This window comes from Streptomyces sp. NPDC028305, assembly GCF_055569495.1.
The window spans coordinates 674015-695765 of sequence record NZ_JBVHTN010000005.1; the positions used below are offsets into that span (position 1 = coordinate 674015).

General features: G+C 72.1%; 19 protein-coding genes. 3 read left to right on the top strand and 16 right to left on the bottom strand.

The features are described 5' to 3' along the window. Positions 1–64: 64 nt before the first annotated feature. The 9 genes from ACZ4WQ_RS23925 to ACZ4WQ_RS23965 form a co-directional block, all read right to left on the bottom strand. Positions 65–1231 carry a serine hydrolase domain-containing protein gene (locus ACZ4WQ_RS23925; protein WP_398373903.1) on the bottom strand — a complete coding sequence of 389 codons (1167 nt, stop codon included), beginning with the start codon at positions 1229–1231 and terminating at the stop codon, positions 65–67. After that, on the bottom strand, positions 1228–2466 hold the full coding sequence (locus ACZ4WQ_RS23930) for a serine hydrolase domain-containing protein (protein ID WP_398374014.1): 1239 nt from the start codon (positions 2464–2466) through the stop codon (positions 1228–1230). Before ACZ4WQ_RS23930 ends, ACZ4WQ_RS23925 begins: the two co-directional genes overlap by 4 nt. A 148-nt stretch (positions 2467–2614) precedes the next feature. Continuing rightward, positions 2615–3373 carry an SDR family NAD(P)-dependent oxidoreductase gene (locus ACZ4WQ_RS23935; protein WP_311728392.1) on the bottom strand — a complete coding sequence of 253 codons (759 nt, stop codon included), beginning with the start codon at positions 3371–3373 and terminating at the stop codon, positions 2615–2617. Between the two features lie 43 nt (positions 3374–3416). Further along, complete coding sequence (locus ACZ4WQ_RS23940) at positions 3417–4778, bottom strand: MFS transporter (protein WP_398373904.1); 1362 nt, start codon at positions 4776–4778, stop codon at positions 3417–3419. A 92-nt stretch (positions 4779–4870) separates the two neighbouring features. Further along, a complete protein-coding gene (locus ACZ4WQ_RS23945) occupies positions 4871–5455 on the bottom strand; it encodes a TetR/AcrR family transcriptional regulator (protein ID WP_311728394.1) in 585 nt (194 codons plus the stop codon). A 143-nt stretch (positions 5456–5598) separates the two neighbouring features. Then, a complete protein-coding gene (fdhD, locus tag ACZ4WQ_RS23950; protein WP_468022376.1) occupies positions 5599–6453 on the bottom strand; it encodes a formate dehydrogenase accessory sulfurtransferase FdhD in 855 nt (284 codons plus the stop codon). Positions 6454–6467: 14 nt separating this feature from the next. Then, positions 6468–7328 carry a 2Fe-2S iron-sulfur cluster-binding protein gene (locus ACZ4WQ_RS23955; RefSeq protein WP_311728396.1) on the bottom strand — a complete coding sequence of 287 codons (861 nt, stop codon included), beginning with the start codon at positions 7326–7328 and terminating at the stop codon, positions 6468–6470. Further along, the gene (locus tag ACZ4WQ_RS23960; protein ID WP_468022377.1) at positions 7325–9700 is read right to left on the bottom strand and encodes an NADH-ubiquinone oxidoreductase-F iron-sulfur binding region domain-containing protein; all 2376 of its coding nucleotides are present in this window, start codon (positions 9698–9700) and stop codon (positions 7325–7327) included. The genes ACZ4WQ_RS23955 and ACZ4WQ_RS23960 overlap by 4 nt, the downstream gene beginning before the upstream one ends. A gap of 2 nt (positions 9701–9702) precedes the next feature. Next, complete coding sequence (locus tag ACZ4WQ_RS23965; protein ID WP_398373910.1) at positions 9703–11649, bottom strand: molybdopterin oxidoreductase family protein; 1947 nt, start codon at positions 11647–11649, stop codon at positions 9703–9705. A gap of 258 nt (positions 11650–11907) precedes the next feature. On the opposite strand from ACZ4WQ_RS23965, the gene ACZ4WQ_RS23970 reads away from it, so the two are divergent. Beyond that, positions 11908–12324, top strand: a complete 417-nt coding sequence (locus tag ACZ4WQ_RS23970) for a hypothetical protein (RefSeq protein ID WP_398373911.1) — start codon at positions 11908–11910, stop codon at positions 12322–12324. 81 nt (positions 12325–12405) lie between these two features. Here ACZ4WQ_RS23970 and ACZ4WQ_RS23975 read toward each other — a convergent pair whose 3' ends face one another. Beyond that, positions 12406–12516, bottom strand: coding sequence for an MFS transporter small subunit (locus tag ACZ4WQ_RS23975; protein ID WP_435861605.1), 111 nt, complete (start codon positions 12514–12516; stop codon positions 12406–12408). Next, complete coding sequence (locus ACZ4WQ_RS23980; RefSeq protein ID WP_398373912.1) at positions 12513–13904, bottom strand: L-lactate MFS transporter; 1392 nt, start codon at positions 13902–13904, stop codon at positions 12513–12515. The genes ACZ4WQ_RS23975 and ACZ4WQ_RS23980 overlap by 4 nt, the downstream gene beginning before the upstream one ends. 164 nt (positions 13905–14068) lie before the next feature. Here ACZ4WQ_RS23980 and ACZ4WQ_RS23985 point away from each other — a divergent pair, with 164 nt between their 5' ends. Next, positions 14069–14746, top strand: coding sequence for a GntR family transcriptional regulator (locus ACZ4WQ_RS23985; protein ID WP_311728401.1), 678 nt, complete (start codon positions 14069–14071; stop codon positions 14744–14746). A 33-nt stretch (positions 14747–14779) separates the two neighbouring features. Here ACZ4WQ_RS23985 and ACZ4WQ_RS23990 read toward each other — a convergent pair whose 3' ends face one another. Then, positions 14780–15058, bottom strand: coding sequence for a ribosomal protein L7/L12 (locus tag ACZ4WQ_RS23990; RefSeq protein WP_398373913.1), 279 nt, complete (start codon positions 15056–15058; stop codon positions 14780–14782). Positions 15059–15069: 11 nt separating this feature from the next. After that, entirely contained in the window at positions 15070–15921 is an 852-nt protein-coding gene (locus ACZ4WQ_RS23995; RefSeq protein WP_358844431.1) for a helix-turn-helix transcriptional regulator, read from the bottom strand. A 139-nt stretch (positions 15922–16060) separates the two neighbouring features. Between ACZ4WQ_RS23995 and ACZ4WQ_RS24000 the strand changes: the two genes are divergently transcribed. After that, the gene (locus ACZ4WQ_RS24000; RefSeq protein WP_398373914.1) at positions 16061–16807 is read left to right on the top strand and encodes an SDR family oxidoreductase; all 747 of its coding nucleotides are present in this window, start codon (positions 16061–16063) and stop codon (positions 16805–16807) included. Between the two features lie 87 nt (positions 16808–16894). On the opposite strand, the gene ACZ4WQ_RS24005 is transcribed toward ACZ4WQ_RS24000, so the two are convergent. The 3 genes from ACZ4WQ_RS24005 to frc form a co-directional block, all read right to left on the bottom strand. Beyond that, positions 16895–18286, bottom strand: a complete 1392-nt coding sequence (locus ACZ4WQ_RS24005; protein WP_398373915.1) for an OFA family MFS transporter — start codon at positions 18284–18286, stop codon at positions 16895–16897. A gap of 76 nt (positions 18287–18362) precedes the next feature. After that, positions 18363–20507 (bottom strand): acetate--CoA ligase family protein, encoded by a 2145-nt coding sequence (locus tag ACZ4WQ_RS24010; RefSeq protein WP_398373916.1) that lies wholly within the window; start codon positions 20505–20507, stop codon positions 18363–18365. Positions 20508–20509: 2 nt separating this feature from the next. Continuing rightward, positions 20510–21739, bottom strand: coding sequence for a formyl-CoA transferase (gene frc, locus ACZ4WQ_RS24015; RefSeq protein ID WP_398373917.1), 1230 nt, complete (start codon positions 21737–21739; stop codon positions 20510–20512). Positions 21740–21751 lie beyond the last annotated feature (12 nt).

Below are 21751 nucleotides of genomic sequence, written 5' to 3' on the forward strand. Positions count from 1 at the left end.
ATCGTGTGTGCGCCAGTCGGGTTGGACCGATCGCGGCGCCGTAGCGGCGCGGCCGGATGCCGGCTCACCGGCACAGGGCGTGGTCGATGAGCGCCTTCACCGCCTTGTCGGCCCGCTCCTGCCGCGCCGTGTCGGCCTCGTCGAAGCTGTTGGTCGACACGGTCACCGCACGCCGCCCGTCCGTGGTGACCCCGTTCTCACTCGAGTAGCCCAGGGCGTTGCCCCCGTGGTGCCAGTAGAAGCCGCCACAGCTCAGCGGGGTCGTCTCCAGGCCGAGGCCGGCGCCGCGGCCCGGCTCGTCGGGTATCGGGACGGTCCGCCGCATCTCGGCGAACTCGGCCGGGCGCAGCAGCCGGCCGGTGAGGAGGGTGGTGAAGAAGCGATTGATGTCGTGCGGGGTGGTGACCAGATCGCCGGACGCGTCGGCCGCCGTGGAGTTGAAAATCGTGGTGTCGACGCGGCGCCCGTCCTCCGCGTAGGTGTGGTACCCGTGTGCGTACGGGGCGGGGAGATACGGGCGGTCGCCCGGCAGCGTCGTCCCGGTCAGTTTCAGCGGGCGGATGATCCGGTCGCGGACCTCCGCGCGCCAGGGATGTCCGGTGACCCGCTCGACGATCATGCCGACTACGACGTAGTTGGTGTTGGAATAGCGATACGCCGCCCCGGGCGTGGAGTTCGGGGGATAGCGCGTCGCGCCGTCGACCAGCTCCTCGGCGGTGTAGTGGCGGAAGCGGTTCTCGTAATAGCCGCGCGCGGAGTATCCCGCGGGGAAGACCTCGCGGACGCTCGTATAGCCGCGCAGCCCGCTGGTGTGCTGGAGCAGTTGCCGGACGGTGATGCGGCGGCCGTCGTTGCCGTGGCCGCTGACCACGCCGGGCAGCCATCTGTCCACCGTGTCGTCCAGGGACAGCCGCCCCTCGCCGACCAGCTGAAGCGCGACGGTGGCCACGAAGGTCTTCACCGTGCTGCCCGCGCGGTAGTGGGCGTCGGCGCGCATGGGCGCGCCGGTGCGCAGGTCGGCCTGTCCCGCATGGGCCCCGACCGTGCCGGACGGTGTGTCCAGCACCGCCGCGGCGCCCACCGCCCCGGCCGTGTGGACCGTCTCCGTGTCGCGCCGTAACGCCTCCGCACCGCCCCTCCCCGGGGCCGGGCCGGGTGCCGCCGCCATCAGCGCGGCGACGGCCGCCACGGCGGCCAGGGCCGCGGCCACCCGCCGCCTGGCCGCCCTCATGGGCGCGGCTCCTGACCGCACATCACGCGGTCCAGCAGCGCCTGGACGGCCTTCTCGGCCCTGAGCATCCGCTCGTCGTCCGATGTCGTCCCACTGGCACTGATCACCACCGAGCGCCGGCCGTCCGCGTCGAACGCCGTTCTGACCGTGCCTCCTTCGAGGTCACCGCCGTGGCCCCAGCGGTAGCCGCCGCAGCTCAGCGGCTGCCGCATCAGCCCGAGCCCGTACCGCAGCCCGGGGAACGCCATCTCGAAGTCGGCGCTCACGGGGACCGTACGGCGCATCTCGGCGAGCTGTGCGGCGGGCAGCAGACGACCGCCGAACAGGGCCGTGAAGAACCGGTCCAGGTCCCGCTGGCTGGTCACCAGCGACCCGGCGGCATCGGCCCACGAGATATTGCGAACGGTGGTGTCGGTCCATCGGTCGGAGCCGGGGAAGCGGTGGTAGTTATGGGCGTAGGGCCGCTTCAGATACGGGTCGTCGCCGGGCTCGTAGGTGTCCTTCAGCCCCAGCGGCCGGATGATGCGGTCGCGCACCTCGTCGGCCCAGGGCCGCCCGGTGGCCTTCTTGATGATCAGGCCGGCGACCATGTAGTTGGGGTTCGAGTAGTTCCACTTCGGCTCCGGGTCGTCCGGGTCGGCGGGCGGGAAGTCGGGGTTGTGCCGCATCGCTCCGGCGATGCTCTGCTCCGGGCCGAAGTGGTAGAGCTTCGTCCGCTCGAAGTCCTCGGCCGTGCCCCCCAGGTCCTCCTCCAGGCCGTAGTTGTAGATGCCGCTGGTGTGCTGGAGCAGATTCCGGATGGTGATGCGGCTGCCGTCGTTGCCGTTGCCCGAGACCAGGCCCGGCAGCCAGGTGTCCACGGTGTCGTCCAGGGACAGCTGCCCTTCGGCGGCGAGCTGAAGCACGACCGTGGCCACAAAGGCCTTGGTGACGCTGGCGCCCCGGAAGTTCGCGCCGTACGGCACCGGGCGGCCGCTGTGCAACTCGGCTTCGCCCGCACGGGCGTGGATCCGGCGGCGGCCGTCGCGGACCTCCACGGTCATGCCGATGTACCCGGCCTCCTGGAGGGTCCTGGCCACCTCTCTTTGCAACTCGTCCTGGCCGAGCGAGGTGTCGGGGGACGCCGCGGCCGGGACCGCCGCGACGCCGCCGACCGCGGCCACGGCGAGCGCCATGGCCGCGGCCAGTCCTCTTAATCCGAGTTTCCTGGCAGATGTCGGGACGAAGGGTGTCATGGCAGGTGCTTTCATGCACACCACCATCCCGGAGACGGCGGTGCCGACACCATCACGCCAGCCCTAGTCCCGGGGGCATGCCAGCCCCACCTCCCGGGTAGGGCCAGCTCTACCCGGCCCCGGAATCCGGGCGGGGCCGGGCAGACCGTCAGGCCGAGGCCCCGCTGTCGATGACCAGGTCCGTACCGACCACCGCGCCGGCCGCGGGCGAGGCGAGGTAGAGCACGGCGGCCGCGACCTCCTCGGCCTCCGCGACCCGTCCCAGGGGGTTCTCCCGCTTCATCCGCTCCGCCCGGTCGGCCTCCGTCTCGCCGGGCCGCAGCGACATCGAGGTGGCGGCGGCCCCCGGGCTGACCGCGTTGATGCGGATGCCCTGGTGGATGTGGTCCAGGGCGGCGGCGCGGGTGAGCGCGGACACCGCCGCCTTCGAGGTGAGGTATGCGGCGAGGCCCGGAATCCGGAGGTGTGCGCCCAGGTTGGAGGAGATGTTGACGATGGCGCCGCCGCCGTGGTCCTTCATGTGCGCGATCTCGTGCTTCATGGCCAGCCAGACACCGGTGACATTGGTCCGCTGCACCGCGTCCCAGTCCTCCTCGCCCACCTCGCCGACGGGCCCGGCGCCGCGCAGGATCCCGGCGTTGTTCACCGCGATGTCCAGCCCGCCGAACCGGCCGACGGTCTCCCGGACGAGCGCGCGGACCTGCCCCGAGTCGGTCACATCGGCCACGACGGCGGCGGCCGTGCCGCCCGCGGCCTCGATGAGCCCGACGGTCTCGTCCAGCGTGGCCGCGGTGCGCCCCGCGGCGACCACGGAGGCGCCTTCGGCGGCGAAGGCGAGCGCGATCGCGCGGCCGAGGCCGGAGCCCGCGCCGGTGACGAGCGCGGTCTTGCCGGGGAAGCGGTTCATGAGTGTCTCCTCGAGCGATGGATGGATGATGCGGATGGGTCGTTCAGAAGGGGCGTCGGCCCAGCGCGGTGAGGGCCGCGAGCGCGGCCAGCGCGGCCCCCGCCGCGGCCAGGGACGAGGCGTCGTCGCCGAGCGTGAGGAGGACGGCGAACAGGACGGTCGGGCCGAACTCCATCGCGGTGTTCATCACACCGCCCGCGAGCCCGGCCTGCCCCTGTGGCACGCCGTCGGTGGCGAGCACGGCGGCGCCCGCGAAGGAGGCCGCTGTACCGAGTGGTAGCAGCACAAGACCCGGCAGCAGCCCGGACGCGTACCGCGTGCCCGCGTCGAGCCCGCCGAGCGCGAGGAGGGCCAGCCCCGCCCCGCCCGCGCCGAGCCCGGCGGCCGTGACGGCCCGGGCCCCGTAGCGCCCGATGAGCGGTCCCGCCGCCCGTCCCGAGGCGAGCAGCGCGATGGCGAACGGCACGAAGGCGGCCGAGGTGCGCAGCGCGGACCAGTCGCGCTCCTGCTGGAGGTGGAGCGAGAGGACCACAAAGGTCAGCGCGGTCCCGCACGCGGTCAGCGCGATCGCCGAGAGTGCCAGGGCCCGCCGCCGGTCGAGCAGGAAGCGGGGCGGCAGCAGCGGGTCGCGGGCGCGGCGCTCGGCGTACCCGAATGCGGCGAGCAGCGCGGCCCCGGCGAGCAGCGGCACCAGCACCCGGGCCGACGACCAGGGGTGGGCGTCGGTCACCACCAGTCCGTAACTGGCCAGCGTGATGCCGAAGGTGGCGAGCAGGGCGCCCGGGAGGTCGAGCGCCCGGCGCCCGCTCGGCGCGGTGTCCGGCAGCAGCCGGGGCGCGAGGACGAGGGCAGCCCCGGCGGTCAGGAGCGGTACGGCGAAGTTCCAACGCCAGGACAGCAGGGTCGAGATGACGCCGGAGAGCAGATTGCCCGCCGTCGCGCCGAGGACCGAGAGACCGCCCCAGGTCGCCATCGCCCTGCCGTACGCGGCGGGGGCGGGGAAGACGGCGCGCAGCACGGCCATGGCGGCGGGCGCGGTGAGCGCCGCCCCCGCGCCCTGCGCGAAGCGCGCCGCGAGCAGGGCCTCGAGGCCGGGGGCGAGCGGGGCGGCGGCCGAGGCGGCGGCGAAGAGCGCGAGCCCCGCGGTGAGCACCGGCCGCCCGCCGTACCGGTCGGCGAGGCGCCCGCCGAAGAGCAGCAGCCCGGCGAAGGTCAGCCCGTAGGCGGCGCTCAGCAGGATCACGTCCGGGCGCTGAAGGCCGAATTCGCGCGCGATGCGGGGGAGCGGTACGGAGATCGCGGCGAGCGTGAAGATCAGCGTGGCCTGGACGCAGCCGAGCAGGGCGAAGGCGCCGCGCTGCCGGCCGGCCGTGGCGTTCGTCTCGTCGCCGTCTACGGCGGTCATGGTTCCCCTGTTTTTTGACCGAACGGTTCATTATGAGGGCATGGGTAAGAGTGCTCGACCGGCTCCGGCCTGGCAGATGTGACAGGTATGGCTCAGTCCAGCAGGGCCAGTGCCTGCTCGGCCGCGTCCCGCACCCTGGCCGGGTCCTGGGATGCCTTGCCGACCACCCGCAGCCCCTGCATCAGCACGAACAGCATGCGGGCCAGCGCGCGCGGATCGCGGTCCCCGGGCAGCTCGCCCTGGGCCCTGGCCCGGACCAGCGCGGCGTGCAGCGGGGTCTCGACGTGCTCCCAGCTGATCTCCACCCGGCGGGCCACCACCGGGTCGTGCGGGGCCAGTTCCGCCGCGCTGTTGGTGATGAAGCAGCCGCGGCTCCGCTCCTCCGGGGAGGCGGCCTCCGCCGCGAAGCGGCGCACCAGCGCCCGCACCGCGGGCAGCGCGGGGCCCGGCTGGGACAGCGCGTCCAGCAGGCGCGGGTCGCGTGTCTCGGCGTACCGGTCCAGCGCCTTCAGGTACAGCTCGTGCTTGTTGCCGAAGGTCGCGTAGATGCTGGCGCGGCCGATGCCGAGGTGTTCGACGAGGTCGGCCATGGACGTGGCCTCGTAGCCGCGCCGCCAGAACAGCTCGAGGGCCGACTGGAGCGCCGCGTCGGGGTCGAATTCCTTGGTCCTGGCCATGGCGGAGACTCTAACTTCAATAAGAACGATCAGTCAATAAAATCCTGAAGTGACAAGGCGGGAGAGACCGGGGAAAGGACCGGCCGGCGCAGGGGGCGCTCCTCACCGGCCGGTCCGTCATCCGTGCGGCGGGCGGACCGGTGTCAGGTCCGGCCGGCCGCTGTCCGCAGGGCGAGTCGATGCTCGCCCGCGTACACGTTCATGGAGGCGCCGCGCAGAAAGCCGACCAGCGTCAGCCCGGTCTCGGCGGCCAGGTCCACGGCCAGTGACGAGGGCGCCGAGACCGCCGCGAGGACCGGGATCCCCGCCATGACCGCCTTCTGCGCGAGCTCGAAGGACGCCCGGCCCGAGACCAGCAGCACCGCCCCGGACAGCGGCAGCAGCCCCTGCTGGAGCGCCCGCCCCACCAGCTTGTCCACCGCGTTGTGCCGGCCCACGTCCTCCCGTACGTCCAGCAGCTCGCCCTCCGGCGTGAACAGCGCCGCCGCGTGCAGCCCGCCCGTCCGGTCGAAGACCCGCTGCGCCGCCCGGAGCCGGTCGGGGAGGGAGGCGAGCGTCTCGAGGTCGATCCGCACCGGGCGGTTCTCGTCGTCGCCCACCGGCCAGCGCGCCGTGGTGCGCACCGCGTCCAGGCTGGCCTTGCCGCACAGCCCGCACGACGACGTGGTGTAGACGTTGCGCTCCAGGGTGATGTCGGGAACGGGGACGCCGGGCGCCAGCTTCACGTCCACCACGTTGTACGTGTTCGAGCCGTCCGCGGTCGCGCCCGCGCAGTAGACGATGTTCGCCAGCTCGTCCGCCCGCCCCAGGACCCCCTCGCTCACCAGGAAACCGGCGGCGAGCGCGAAGTCGTCGCCCGGCGTGCGCATGGTGATCGCCAGCGGCTTTCCGTTCAGCCGTATCTCCAGGGGCTCCTCGGCGACGAGGGTGTCCGGACGCGTGCTGACCGCGCCGTCCCGGATGCGGATGACGCGGCGGCGCTCGGTGACCCGTCCCATAGTGATCAGTCCCGTCAGTCCCGGTTCTGTACGTGCTGGTAGCCGAAGCGACCCTTGATGCAGAGATTGCCGTGGGTCACCGGGTTGTCGTGCGGTGAGGTGACCTTCACGATCTCATTGTCCTGCACATGGAGTGTGAGGTTGCAGCCGACGCCGCAGTAGGCGCACACGGTCGTGGTCTCGGTCTGCGCCGACTCGTCCCACGTCCCGGCCGCCCGCATGTCGAACTCCGACTTGAAGCTCAGCGCGCCGGTCGGGCACACCTCGATGCAGTTGCCGCAGTAGACACAGGCCGAGTCGGTCAGCGGGGCGCCGTGCTCGGTGGAGATCCGGGCGTCGAAGCCGCGGCCCGCGACCGCGATGGCGAAGGTGTTCTGCCACTGCTCACCACACGCGTCCACGCACTTGTAGCACAGGATGCACTTGTCGTAGTCGCGGACATAGAGGTCGTTGTCGACCTTCGGCTCCTCGTCCACCCGGGCGGCGTCCGCCCCGAAGCGGCCCGGCTCGGCCCCGTACTCCTCGATCCACTCGGCCGCGCGCGGCGTCGTCGACAGATCGGTGGACGAGGCCAGCAGCTCCAGGACCACCTTTCTGCTGTGCCGGGCCCGGTCGGTGTCCGTACGCACCTCCATGCCCGGCTCCACGCGGCGCGAGCAGGCCGGGGCGAGGGTCCGCGCGCCCTCGACCTCCACCACGCACACCCGGCAGGCGTTCTTCGGCGTGAGCGTGTCGCCCTGGCACAGCGTCGGCACGTCCTTGCCCGAGGCGCGGCACGCGTCCAGGAGCGTGGACCCCTCGGGGGCGCGCACCGGCTCCCCGTCGAGCGTGAAGTCGACCAGGCGACGCGGCGGCTGGAGCGGGACGGCGGTCATACGGAGACTCCGTTCTGCGGGGGATCGAAGACGCCGAGCCGGTCGATGGCGGATTCGACGGCGTTCCAGGCGGTCTGGCCGAGACCGCAGATCGAGGCGTCCCGCATCGCCTGCCCGACCTCGCGCAGCAGCGCGATGTCCCCGGCCGCGGCCGCCCCCGTACGGTCCTTGATCCGGTGCAGCGCCTCCTCCTGCCGCACCGTGCCCACCCGGCAGGGCACGCACTGCCCGCAGGACTCGTCGCGGAAGAACTCCGCGATGCGCAGCAGGACGCGCGGCAGCTCCACGCTCTCGTCCAGGACCAGCACCACCCCCGAGCCCAGCGTGGTGCCCGCCGCCCGGGTGCCCTCGAAGGTGAGCGGCACATCCAGCTCGTCGGGGCGTACGAAGCCGCCGGCCGCGCCGCCCAGCAGCACCGCGCGCAGCGCGGACGGCGGCCCGGCGAGGTCCAGCAGCTCGCGGAGCGTGGCGCCGAACGGCAGCTCGTAGACGCCGGGGCGGTCCACGGCGCCGGAGACGCAGAACAGCTTGGTGCCGGTGGAGGTCTCGGTGCCGACGCTCGCGTACGCCGCGGCGCCCTCGGTCAGGATCGGCAGGACGTTGACCAGCGTCTCGACGTTGTTGACCGCGGTCGGCTTGGAGAACAGGCCCTTCTCGACGGGGAACGGCGGCTTGCTGCGCGGCTCGCCGCGCCGCCCCTCGATCGAGTTGAAGATCGCGGTCTCCTCGCCGCAGATGTACGCCCCCGCGCCGCGCCGGATCTCGATGTCGAACGCGATCCCCTGGCCCAGCACATCCGGACCGAGCAGCCCGCGGGCGCGCGCCTGGCCGATGGCGTGCTCGAGGCGGGCGAGGGCGCGCGGGTACTCGCCGCGGAGGTAGAGATAGCCGTGGTGGGCGCCGATCGCGTATCCGGCGATGGTCATGGCCTCGACGAGTGCGTACGGGTCGCCCTCCATCAGCACCCGGTCCTTGAACGTCCCCGGCTCGCTCTCGTCCGCGTTGCACACCAGATAGTGCGGGTGGTCGGGCTGCCGGGCGGTGGCGTCCCACTTCCGCCCGGTCGGGAACGCGGCCCCGCCCCGCCCCACCAGGCCCGCGTCGCTCACCTCGCGGATCACTCCGGCGGGCCCGAGCGCGAACGCCCGGCGCAGGGCGGCGTAGCCGCCGTGGGCGCGGTACTCGTCGAGGCTCGCCGGGTCCACGACCCCGACCCGCCGCAGCAGCCGCAGCCCGCCCGGCCCGCGCGACCCGGCCCCGGCCTGCGGCACGGCGGCCGCGGCGGGCGGCTCGGCGGGTGCGTCCGCCACGGCGCGGGCGGCCTTGGCGACGGCGGCGGGGGTGGCGGGGGCGACGACGGCGGTCGCGTGCGGGGGCTCGCGGCGGGGGTGGCTTCTCCCCGCCCCGCCCCTTCCCGTAACTGGGGGCTCGGCCCCCAGACCCCGATCCGGCCGGGCTGCACCCGACGAAGACGCGGCGGGGGGCGCCCCCGTGCGGATCGCCAGCGCCGCCGGGGCGCGCTCGCACAGCCCGAGGCACGGGCTGCGCTGCCACACCACGCCACCTCCGTCCGGGGCCGCCGGGCCCACCGGGCATGTGGGGGCCACCGGGCTCACCGGGCCCACTGGGCCTGCGGGGGCCACCGGGGCCTCCGGGGCCACCGGGCCCACCGCGCCCGCGGGGCCCACCGCGCCCGCGGGGCCCACCGCGCCCGCGGGGCCCACCGCGCCCGCCGCGCCCACCGGGCTTGCGGGGGCCACCGGACCCTCCGGACCCATCGGGGCCATCGGGGCCATCGGGGCCATCGGGGCCATCGGGGCCACCGGGGCCACCGGGCCCGTGGGGCCCACCGGGCCCTCCGGGGCCACCGGGCTCACCGCGCCCGCGGGGCCCACCGCGCCCACCGCGCCCACCGCGCCCGTGGGGCCCACCGGGCCCACCGGGCCCGCCAGGGCCACCGCGCCTGCCGGCCCCAGGTCGCGCTCCAGACCCGCGCACACCTCCGCCGAGCCGCGGGCCGCGCAGGCCAGGTCCGTGCAGACGTGTACGACGGTGGCCGGGCGGGGGCGGACCGAGAACATCGCGTAGAAGGTCGCCACGCCATAGCCCTCGGCGGGCGGCACGGTCAGCCGACGGCACAGGTAGTCCAGCGCGCCCTCGCTGATCCAGCCCACCCGGTCGTTGACCGCGTGCAGCCCCGGCAACAGCAGGTCGCGCCGCTCGCGCGCCGCCCGCCCGCCGCGCGCCCAGCGCAGATCGCCGTCCGTACGGTCGTCGGCGCCCTCCCAGGCGGACTCGGGCGGGCCGAGCAGCGCGTCGACGGCGGCCCGCTCCTCGTCCGTCGGCTTGCTGTCACCGAAGCGCAGATCCACGCTCAGCTCCTCACATCGGCGGGCACGGGAAGCTTCTCGATCCGGATCGCCGACGCCTTGAACTCGGCCGTCCCGGCGATCGGGCAGTTCGCCTCGATGGTCAGCGAGTTGGTGTCCACCTCGTCGGGGAAGTGCATGGTCATGAACGCGAGCCCGGGCCGCAGCCCCGGGTCGATCCACACCGGCGCCACCACCGCGCCGCGCCGCGAGGCCACGCGCACCCTCTCCTCGGCCGCCACCCCGTAGTGGTCGGCGTCCTCCGGGCACAGCTCGATGTACTCGCCGCGCCGCAGCGGGGAGGCGAAACCGCCGCTCTGCACACCGGTGTTGTACGAGTCGAGGCGCCGCCCCGTGGTCAGCCGGATGGGGTAGCGGTCGTCGGTCAGATCGACCGGCGGGTCGTGCTTGACCGGCCCGAAGGCGGCGCGCGGGCCGCGCCGCGCCGGGTCGGCCTCCCACAGCCGCCCGTGCAGATAGCTGGGCTCGAGCCGCTCCGTGCTGGGGCAGGGCCACTGGATGCCGTGGTGTTCCTCGAGCCGCTCGTACGTCATCCCGAAGTGGTCGGGGGAGACGGCGCGCAGCTCGTTCCACACCTCCTCGGCGTCCGTGAACTTCCAGTCGTGGCCGAACCGCCGCGCCAGCTCGCAGATGATGTCGATGTCCTCGCGGGCCTCGCCCGGCGGCTGGACCGCCTTGCGTACCCGCTGCACCCGCCGCTCGCTGTTGGTGGTCGTGCCGTCCGTCTCGCACCACGCGGCGGTGGCGGGCAGCACGACATCGGCCAGCTCGGCGGTCTTCGTCAGGAAGATGTCCTGGACCACCAGGTGGTCCAGGGCCTTCAGCCGCCGTACGGCCTGTTCGGAGTCGGCCTCGGACTGGGCCGGGTTCTCGCCGACGCAGTAGACGGCGCGCAGCCGGCCGTCCTCCATCGCCTCGAACATCTCGGTGAGGTTGAGCCCGTAGCGCGGCTGGATGACCACGTCCCACGCCGCCTCGAACTTCCCCCGGCTCGCCGGGTTCAGGATGTCCTGGAAGCCGGGCAGCCGGTTGGGGATGGCGCCCATGTCGCCGCCGCCCTGCACGTTGTTCTGCCCGCGCAGCGGCTGAAGTCCGGAGCCGTGGCGGCCGACGTGGCCGGTGAGCAGGGAGAGGTTGATCAGCGCCCGCACGTTGTCCGTGCCGTTGTGGTGTTCGGTGATGCCCAGCGTCCAGCACAGCTGGGCGCGTTCGGCGGTGGCGTAGGCGTGGGCGAGGTCGCGGATCGCGGCCGCCGGCACCCCGGTGACCTTTTCGGCGGCGGTGAGTGTCCACGGCTCGACCTCGGCCGCGTACTCCTCGAAACCACTGGTCGCGCGGTCGATGAAGGCGCGGTTGGCGAGCCCGGAGTGGATGATCTCGCGGCCGACGGCGTGCGCGAGCGGGATGTCCGTGCCGACGTTGAGCCCCAGCCAGCTCTCCGCCCACTCGGCGGTGGAGGTGCGGCGCGGGTCGACGGCGTACATCCGGGCGCCGTTGTGGATGCCCTTGAGCACGTGGTGGAAGAAAATGGGGTGCGCGAACCGGGCGTTGGAGCCCCACATCACGATCAGGTCGGTGTCCTCGGCCTCCGCGTACGAGGATGTGCCGCCCCCGGAGCCGAACACCGCCGACAGGCCCGCGACGCTGGGCGCGTGGCAGGTGCGGTTGCACGAGTCGACGTTGTTGGTGCCGATGACCACGCGCGTGAACTTCTGGGCCACGTAGTTCATCTCGTTGGTCGCGCGGGCGCAGGAGAACATCCCGAACGCGTCGGGCCCGTGCTCCCGGGTGGCGGCCATGAACCCGGCGGCGGCCCGCTCCAGCGCCTCCTCCCAGGTGGCGCGGCGCAGTTCGCCGCTCACGGGGTCCCGCACGAGCGGGTGGGTCAGGCGGGGGTAGCGCCTGGGCTGTCGGTTGCGGTTACGGGCCACGACGGGCTCCTTATGGCGGCTGATACATCGTCGGCAACGCCGGCATCGTCGACAGGATATTGAATACAGTATGCCTGCTGGGGCTGTTAGGGAAGGGCGCGTGACCCGCGCTCTGCGCGCATTACCCCTGACGTAATCGACCGTCCGAAATCCGCCGGGCAGAGTGGCTCTCACCAGGCCACGGGGCGGCGCACCCCGGCCCGAGGTCCTGGCAGACCATTCCCACGGGACCCCGACACCCACGGAGGCCGATCCGTTATGTCTGCTCTTCAGCTCTCCGCCCTGGCCCGCACCTCCGAGCCGCAGACCATGCTGCGCCGCTTCCTCGCCCTCGACGCCGTCGTCACCACCGGCAACGGACTCGCCTACCTCGCCGCCTCGGGCCCGCTCGGCCGGTTCCTCGGCATGGGCCAGGGGCTGCTGCTGGGCCTCGGCGCCTTCCTCACGCTCTTCGGCGCGGGCGTCGGGATCCTCGCCTCGCGCAAGAGCCCGCCGGTGCTGCCGGTCCGTGCCGTCATCGAGGCGAACGTGGTCTGGGCCGTGGTCAGCCTGATCGCGCTCGCCACCTGGCTGGCGCCGACGACGGCGGGCGCGGTGTGGATCCCGCTCCAGGCCGTCACCGTCGGCGGCTTCGCGGTCCTCCAGTACGCGGCGCTGCGCGCGACGCGGGCCTGACTCGGGTCCGGCAACGTGACGAAGAGGCCCCGGCCCGCCCTGATCGGACGGCCGGGGCCGCTGCCCATGGGTCCGCCCGGCTCAGCCGGTGAAGAGCTGGGTGGCCTTGCGGACGAGTTCGTAGACCCCGTAGCCGAACGGCAGGACCACCCAGGCCCAGACGGCGACGGTCAGAGCCGTGCGGTTCCTCATCGGTCCGTTCCCTTCTCGGCGGGGGTGGCTTCCCGGGTGTCCGTCGGCTCTCCGGCGGGCTCGTGGAAGCGCGGATCGACCGGCCGGATCAGCTCGTTGGCCACGAAGCCGACGACGAGCAGGCCGATCATGATGGACATGGAGAGCGAGTAGAGGCCGGGGCCGGTGTGTCCGGCTTCCTTCTGGTGGTCGGCGACCTTGTTGACGATGAACGGGCCGAGGACCCCGGCCAGCGACCACGCCGTCAGCAGCCGTCCGTGGATCGCGCCCACCTGGTAGGTGCCGAACAGGTCCTTGAGATACGCCGGTACGGTCGCGAACCCGCCGCCGTAGAAGGACAGGATCACCAGCGCGCAGATCACGAACAGCGGCTTGGAGGAGTCCCCGAGCTGTGCGATCGCCAGATACATCAGCGCGCCCATCCCCAGGTAGATCCGGTACATGTTCTTGCGGCCGATCAGGTCGGAGGTCGACGACCACAGCAGTCGCCCCGTCATGTTCGCGGCCGACAGCAGTGCCACGAAGCCCGCGGCGGCGGAGGTGGTGACGGAGGCCGAGGTGTCCGCGAAGTAGTCCGTGATCATCGGCGCGGCCTTCTCCAGGACGCCGATACCGGCCGTGACGTTCATGCACAGCACGACCCACAGGCACCAGAACTGCGGGGTGCGGATGGCGTTGCGGGCCGAGACGTGGGCCGTGCTGACCAGGCGGCCCGGCGTGCTCGGCGGCTGCCAGCCGGCCGGCCGCCAGCCGTCCGGCGGCACCCGCACCAGCAGTACGCCGAGCGTCATGAAGGCACCGTAGGTGAGCCCGTGCACGAGGAAGGTGGACGCGATGCCGGAGCTGTCCGTGCCGAACGCCTCCAGCAGCCGGGTCGACCAGGGTGAGGCGATGAGCGCGCCGCCGCCGAAGCCCATGATGGCGATGCCGGTGGCCATCCCTGGTCGGTCGGGGAACCACTTCATCAGCGTCGAGACCGGAGAGATGTATCCGATGCCCAGGCCGATGCCGCCGATGAAGCCGTAGCCGAGCACCACCAGCCAGTACTGGCGGGTGGCGGCGCCCAGCGCGGCGACGAGGAAGCCGGAGGAGAAGCAGACCAGCGACACGAACATTGCCCAGCGCGGGCCGTTGCGCTCGACCAGCGTGCCGCCGAAGGCCGCCGAGAGGCCCAGCATCACTATGCCCAGTTGGAAGGGGAGCGCGCTCGCGGTCCCCGACAGGTCGAGCGAGGACTCCAGCGGCGGCTTGAACACGCTCCAGGCGTACGCCTGGCCGATGGCGAGGTGGACGGAGAGCGCGGCGGGCGGAACCAGCCAGCGGCTCCAGCCCGGTGGTGCGAGGGTGCGGGAGCGGTCGAGGAAGGCGAGGCGGGGAGTGGAGGGCATGGACCGGACTTTAAGTAATTCGGCCACTGCCTGACCAGATGTCAGGCCGTCCTTGCGTGGACAGTATGGGTAAACTGTAGACAATAACCAATCGGGGAGCCTGTCTGCCGAGGGAGCCCGAGAAGCCCGGGGCGACGAATCCGGACGAATCCGAAGGGGGCCCGATGCTGTCCAGAGGACTGCCGCAGGGCGCGGTGCCGAAGCTGGAGCGGCCGGGGCCGCTCCGCGAGCGCGTCTACGAGGCGCTGCTCGAGCTGATCACCACGCGCGCCCTGCGCCCCGGCCAGCACCTGGTCGAAAGCGAACTCGCCGGCCACCTCGGGGTCTCCCGCCAGCCGGTGCGCGAGGCGCTTCAGCGGCTGAACACGGAGGGGTGGGTGGATCTGCGCCCCGCCCAGGGCGCGTTCGTCCACGAGCCCACCGAGGACGAGGCCGACCAACTGCTCACCGTCCGCACCCTCCTGGAGGCGGAGGCCGCCCGGCTGGCCGCCGCGAGCGCCGGCCCGTCCGGGGTCGAGGCCCTGGAGGAGCTGTGCGCCAAGGGCGAGCGCGCGGTGCTCGCGGACGACGTGGACGGCGCGGTCGCGGCCAACGCGGAGTTCCACGCCAAGGTGATGGAGCTCGCCGGAAACGCGGTCCTGGCCGAGCTGGCCGCCCAGGTGGACCGCAGGGTCCGCTGGTACTACACCCCGGTGGCCCGCCAGCGCGGCAAGCAGTCCTGGATCGAACACCGCGAGCTGATCGCGGCCATCTCCGGCGGCGACGAGCGCCGCGCCACGGACGTCATGCGCGCCCACACCGAACACACCCGGCGCACGTACCACGAGCGCGAACGGGGCTGACGGGGCGTCGCGGAGGCGTGCCACGGAGGCGCGTCACCCCATGCGGTCGACCGCCTCCTTGGCCTCCTTGAGGTCCGCCCCGGTGAGCTCCCGGTAGGCCTTGACGGCGTGGATCTTCTTCCCCTCCGCGAGGAGGGCCCGCACCGGTGCCAGCTCCGGCTGAGGTTCCTCGATGCCCAGGTGATCGAGGATCAGGTCGACCTTGCGGGTCAACTGCGCGGTCCTGCGGTTCAGCTTGTCGATCTTGCGCTCGACGGCCGACCCCAACACCGCGATGACCATCACGACCAGGGCTACTGCTGTCAGTGTCATGCTCCGCAACCCTAACGACCATGGTGGCGGGGGGAATCCGGCCGGTGCCGGGTGGCGTGGACGGAGCCGAGGAGGCCCAGGGCCTGGGCGCTGGGGCTGCCCGGTTCGGCGTGGTAGATGATGAGTTGCTGGCCGGGGGCGTCACGTACGTCGAAGGCCTGGTAGGTGAGGGTGAGCGGGCCGACGTCCGGGTGCAGGAAGCGCTTGGGCTCCCGTGTCTTGCCGCGCACGCTGTGCGTGTTCCAGAGGCGGGTGAACTCCGGGCTGTGCTCGGTGAGGGTGGCGACGAGCTCGCGCAGCCGCGGGTCGTCCGCGTCAAAGCCGGTCGCCTCGCGCAGATTGGCCACGGTGGCCTGGGCCGTCCAGTCCCAGTCGGGGTAGAAGCCACGGGCCACGGGGTCCAGGAAGGCCATGCGGACCAGGTTGTCCGCCGCTGCGAACGGGGCGTAAAGGGCATCGGTCAGGGCGTTGGCGGCGAGGATGTCCATCGTGCGGTTGATCACGAACGCCGGGGTGTTCGGATAGCCGTCCATCAGCTGGCGCAACGCCGGGGACACGGTGGCGGCGGTGGCGGAGGGCCGCGTGCCCGGCGCCACCCCGGCCACTCGGTGCAGGTGGGCCCGGGCGTCCGGATCGAGGCGCAGGGCGCGGCCGAGGGCGTCGAGCACCTGGGGCGAGGGATGGCGCTCACGGCCCTGTTCCAGCCGGGTGTAGTAGTCGACGTTCATCCCGGCCAGGACCGCGACCTCCTCACGGCGCAGCCCGGCGACCCTGCGTACTCCGTGGCTCGGCATGCCGACGTCCTCCGGCCGCAGGGCCGCGCGTCGCGTGCGCAGAAATTCTCCCAGGTGGTTGTCAGCCATGCGTCCAGGCTAGGCGGCGGCTCCGCGGGCCGCCTGGGTGTGCCGTACCCAGGGAGTGTCCGTCCTGGTTGAACGCCGCTGACCTGCCCAGACTCGGCGTGACGGAAGTGTTCCACCTAGCGATTTACGGAGAAAACACATGACGGACACCGCCGGGAACACCGCCAAGGTCGTCCTGATCACCGGGGCGAGCAGTGGCATCGGGGAGGCCACCGCCCGCCGCCTGGCCGCCGACGGCCATCACGTCCTGCTGGGCGCGCGGCGCGTGGACCGCCTGGAGGCGCTGGTCCAGGAGATCACCGCCGAGGGCGGCAGCGCGGCCTGCCGCTCGCTGGACGTCACGGACGCCGCCGATATGCGCGGCTTCGTCGCCGCCGCCGGTGAGCGCTGGGGACGCGTGGACGTGATGGTCAACAACGCCGGGGTGATGCCGCTCTCGCCGCTCGAGGCGCTGAAGGTCGATGAGTGGGACCGCATGATCGACGTGAACATCCGCGGTGTGCTGTACGGCATCGCGGCCGCCCTGCCGGTGATGCGGCGGCAGGGCGGCGGGCAGTTCGTGAACGTCGCCTCGGTCGGCGCGTTCGAGGTGTCGCCCACCGCCGCCGTGTACTGCGCGACCAAGTTCGCCGTACGCGCGCTCTCCGAGGGGCTGCGCCAGGAATCGGGCGGCGACATCCGGGTCAGTGTCGTGTCCCCGGGCGTCACCGAGTCCGAACTCGCCGACTCGATCTCCGACGCGGATGCCCGCCAGGCCATGAAGGTCTATCGCGCGGCGGCCATCCCCGCCTCGGCGGTCGCGGATGCCATCGCCTTCGCCATCAGCCGGCCCGCCGAGGTCGACGTGAACGAGATCGTGGTGCGCCCCGCCGCGAGCGCCCAGTAGCCCTCGTAGCTCCCGGGGAAACGCGGGACGGCGGCACGCCCCTGGTGCGGGGCGTGCCGCCGTCCCGAATCCGTCACCGTACGAGGCTCAGACCGCCTCCCGGCTGATCGGCTGCGGGTTGGGCGCGATGTCGCGGACCCGTGGCCGGCCCGGCTGGCGGAGCAGCAGGGCGACCGCGGCCGCCACCATGGAGATGCCTCCGGCCAGCGCGTACGCCCCGTCGTACCCCCAGTCGTCGACCACCATGGAGCCGAGACCGCCGCCGAACAGCCCGCTGACCAGCTTTCCGCTGTACACCAGGCCGTAGTTGGTGGCGTTGTAGTTCTCGCCGAAGTAGTCCGGGGTCAGGGCGGCGAACATCGGGTAGAAGGCGCCGCCGCCGAAGCCGGAGAGGAAGGCGAAGACGAGGAACAGCGCCTCGTTGTGCAGGTTTCCGGCCCAGATCACCCCGAACTGCGCGAGCCCCAGGACCACGATCACGAACACCAGGGTGGGCTTGCGCCCCCAGATGTCCGACAGCCAGCCCACGACCCCGCGCCCCACGCCGTTGATGACGGACATGATGCCCATCGACGAGGCCGCGACCAGCGGGCCGAAGCCCACCTCCTTGGCGTAGTCGACCTGGAAGGAGATGCCGAAGATGGACACCCCGGCCGTCATCACCAGCGACAGCCACATCAGGGGCAGCATGCCCGTCCTGATGGCCTCCTTGGGCGTGTACTGCCGCACCGCGGGCGGGTTCTTCGCCAGGCTCGCCGCGGTTTTGGCGTTGCCGCTGAAGCGGATCGGGTCGATGTGCGCGGGCCACCAGTTCTTGGGCGGGTCCTTGAAGAACCAGGCGCAGACCGCCACCACGAGCAGCACATAGACACCGATGAGGTCGAGCACCTCGTTGTAGTTTCCGGTGTCGAACCAGTAGTTGAAGATGAAGATGAACGGCAGCGCGCCGTACGCGAAGCCGCCGTTGACGAACCCGGTCTTCGCGCCGCGCCGCTCCGGGAACCACTTGCCCACCATGTTGATGCAGGTGGCGTAGACGAGCCCGGAGCCAAGCCCCCCGATGACGCCGAAGCCGCAGATCGCGGCGAAGACGTTGTCGAGGTGGGAGAGGGCGAGAAAGCCCACGAGACATAAGCCCGACCCCGTGAACATCGCCCTGCGGGCGGTGAGTATCCCCCTCTCCCGCAGCCAGCCGGCGGGGAAGGCGATCCCCGCCTGGAAGAACACCCACACGCTCAGGATCCAGAAGGTGTTGCTCTGGCTCCAGCCGTGTGCGTCGGAGAGCGTGTCCTCGGCCGAGCCGTACGCGTACTCGGACACGCTGATGGCCATCATCGCGATCCATGGCAGATAGACCATTAACTTCCGGCTGTGGCCGAGAATGTCGCGGTCCGTCTCGCCGACGCGGTAGACGCGCCCCTTGCCGTCTTGCACTTCCCGGAATGGCACGGTTCCACTCCGCTGTCCCTCTGTGCTCATGACGTCCCCTTGGCTTCGAAGGAACTGGCCAGCGCCCCCTGTCCAAACTCTTCGTGCTCGGGAGAACGGTGCGCTTTTACGTGAGCAACCCCGCCGACCGGGCCCAGCGGTACTTCGCGCCCAGGACGGCCACCGGCTTCTCGGTGGTGTACGGGTAGGCCACCACGCCGTGCTCGAAGAGGTACTGGCTCGCCTGCTCGACCTCGGTGTCGCCCGCGAGGGAGGCCACCACGGGCTTGTGGATGCCGCGCGCCCGGAACTCCTCGACGACCCGCGCGGTCAGCTCGGCGAACACCATCGGCGGGGTGACGATGGTGTGCCAGTAGCCGAGGACGAGCGCGTGGATGCGCGGGTCCTCAAGGCCCAGCCGGATGGTGGCCTCGTAGGTGGCCGGGGGCTCGCCGCCGGTGATGTCGACCGGGTTGCCGGCCGCGCCGAAGGGCGGGATGAAGCGGCGGAAGGCCGCGTCCAGATCCGCCGGGATCTCCATCAGCGACAGCCCGTTGTCGACGATGGCGTCGGACAGCAGCACCCCGGAGCCCCCGGCGCCGGTGATGATGACTACGTTGTCACCTTGTGGCGTGGGCAGCACGGGCAGCGCCCGCGCGTACTCCAGCATCTCGTTCAGGCCCGGCGCGCGGATCACCCCGGCCTGCCGCAGGATGTCGTCGTAGACCGCGTCGTCCCCGGCCAGCGCGCCGGTGTGGGAGCCCGCGGCCTTGGCGCCCGCCGCGGTACGGCCCGCCTTGAGCACCACGACCGGCTTCTTCGGCACGGTGGCGCGCGCGGCCTCGACGAAGGCGCGGCCGTCCTTGAGGTCCTCCAGGTGCATGGCGATGCACCGGGTGTTGGGGTCCTCGCCGAAGTAGGTGAGCAGGTCGTCCTCGTCCACGTCCGACTTGTTGCCGAGGCCGACGATCGCTGAGACGCCGGTGCGGGTGGTGCGGGCGAAGCCGAGGATCGCCATCCCGATGCCGCCGGACTGCGAGGTGAGCGCCACCGGGCCCTTGACGTCGTACGGGGTGCAGAACGTGGCGCACAGGTCCTGCCAGGTGGAGTAGTAGCCGTAGATGTTCGGCCCCAGCAGCCGGGTGCCGTGCTCCTCGGCGATCGCCACGATCCGTTCCTGGAGCTCGTGTTCGCCGGTCTCGGCGAAGCCTGACGGGATGAGGACGGCGTTGGGGATGCCCTTGCGGCCGACCTCCTCCAGCGCCGCGGGGACGAACTTCGCGGGGATCGCGAAGACCGCCACATCCACCTCGCCCGGCACATCCGTCACCGACTTGTACGCCTTGCGGCCCAGGATGTCGTCGGACTTGGGGTTCACCGGGTGGATCTCGCCCGGGAAGCCGCCGTCGATGAGGTTGCGCATCACCGAGTTGCCGATCTTGCCCTGCTCGTTGGAGGCGCCGATCACGGCGACCGAGCGCGGCTGCATCAGCCGCCCCATCGCGGCCAGGATCTCCTCGCGCGAGTAGCGGCGCCGCTCGGCGGGCGGTTCGTCGCTGAGCAGGATCCGTACGTCGGCGGCCAGCACCCCGCTCGCGGAGGCGAACACCGGATTCAGATCCACCTCGGCGATCTCGGGGAAGTCGGCGGCCAGCCGGGAGACCCGGACCACCAGACCGGCCAGCGCCTCCCGGTCCACCGCCGCCCCGCCGCGTACGCCCCGCAGCACCTCGGCGGCCCGGATGGAGTCCAGCATCGACAGCGCGTCGTCCCTGCTCGCCGGGGCCAGCCGGAAGGTGATGTCCTTCAACACCTCCACCAGCACCCCGCCCAGCCCGAACGCGACGACCTTCCCGAAGGTCGGGTCGGTGACCGCGCCGACGATGACCTCCTGGCCGCCGGCCGGCACCATCTGCTGTACCTGCACGCCCTTGATCCGGGCGCCCGGGTCGTACGCGCGGGCGTTGGTCACGATCGCGGTGAACGCGCCGCGCACCTCGGCCGCCGATGTCAGGCCCACCTGGACCCCGCCCGCGTCGGTCTTGTGCAGGATGTCCGGGGAGACGATCTTGAGGGCGACCGGGAAGCCGATCCGGTCGGCGAGCGCCACCGCGTCGTCCGCGCACTCCGCCAGCCCCTCGGCCGGGGTCGGAATGCCGTACGCGTCGGTGATCAGCTTGCCCTCGGGCGCCGTCAGCGCCGAACGCCCCTCGGCGCGCGCGGCGTCGAGCACGGCCCGTACGGCCGCTGTGTCATACGTTGCCTGCGCCACCGTCAGATCACTCCGTTCGCCTTGAGCTGCCGCACTTCCTCGTCGCCGAGGCCCAGCTCCCCGACGTACACCTCTTCGTTGTGCTCGCCCAGCAGCGGGGAGCGCTCGACGTCGACCGGGGAGTCGGAGAGCTTCAGCGGCGAGCCGACGGTGGTGAAGGTGCCGCGCTCGGGGTGGTCGACCTTCACCACCATCTCGTTGGCCGCGAGCGACGCGTCCTCGACGATCTCCCTGGTGGACAGGATCGGCCCGCAGGGGATGTTGTGGGCGTTCAGCGCCTCCAGCACCTCCCACTTGGGCAGGGCGGACGACCACTCCTCGATGAGCTGGAACATCTTGGCCAGCTTGGGCAGCCGCGCCTCGGGCGTCGCCCACTCGGGGTCCTCGGCCAGCTCCGGCCGGCCGATCAGCTCGGTGATCGGCTGCCAGCCGACGGGCTGCACGATGACGTACACATAGTCGTTGGGCCCGCCGGGCGCGCACCTGACCGCCCAGCCGGGCTGTCCGCCGCCGCTCGCGTTGCCCGAGCGCGGCACCTCGTCCCCGAAGCTGTCGTTCGGGTACTCCGCGAGCGCGCCGTGCGCCAGCCGCTGCTGGTCGCGCAGCTTGACCCGGCACAGATTCAGCACCGCGTGCTGCATGGCCACATTGACGCGCTGGCCGCGCCCGGTGCGGGTGCGCTGGTAGAGCGCGGCCAGGATGCCCGCCACACAGTGCACCCCGGTGCCCGAGTCGCCGATCTGCGCGCCGGTCGCCAGCGGCGGCCCGTCGTCGAAGCCGGTCGTGGACATCGACCCGCCCATGGCCTGCGCGACCACCTCGTACGCCTTGAACTTGGTGTACGGGCCGTCGCCGAAGCCCTTGATCGAGGCGTAGACGATCCGCGGGTTGATCTCCTGGATGCGCTCCCAGGTGAACCCCATGCGGTCCACGGCGCCGGGGCCGAAGTTCTCCACCATGACGTCGCTGCGCCGGATGAGCTCGGTGAGGAGCTCCTTGCCGCGCTCGGTCTTGGTGTTGAGGGTGATGCTCCGCTTGTTGCAGTTGAGCATCGTGAAGTAGAGGGAGTCGACGTCCGGGAGGTCGCGCAGCTGCTTGCGCGTGATGTCCCCGGTGACGGACTCCAGCTTGATGACGTCCGCGCCGAGCCAGGCCAGCAGCTGGGTGGCGGAGGGACCGGACTGTACGTGCGTCATGTCGAGGACGCGTACGCCCTCAAGAGCCTGGGTCATCTCTTGGCCCCT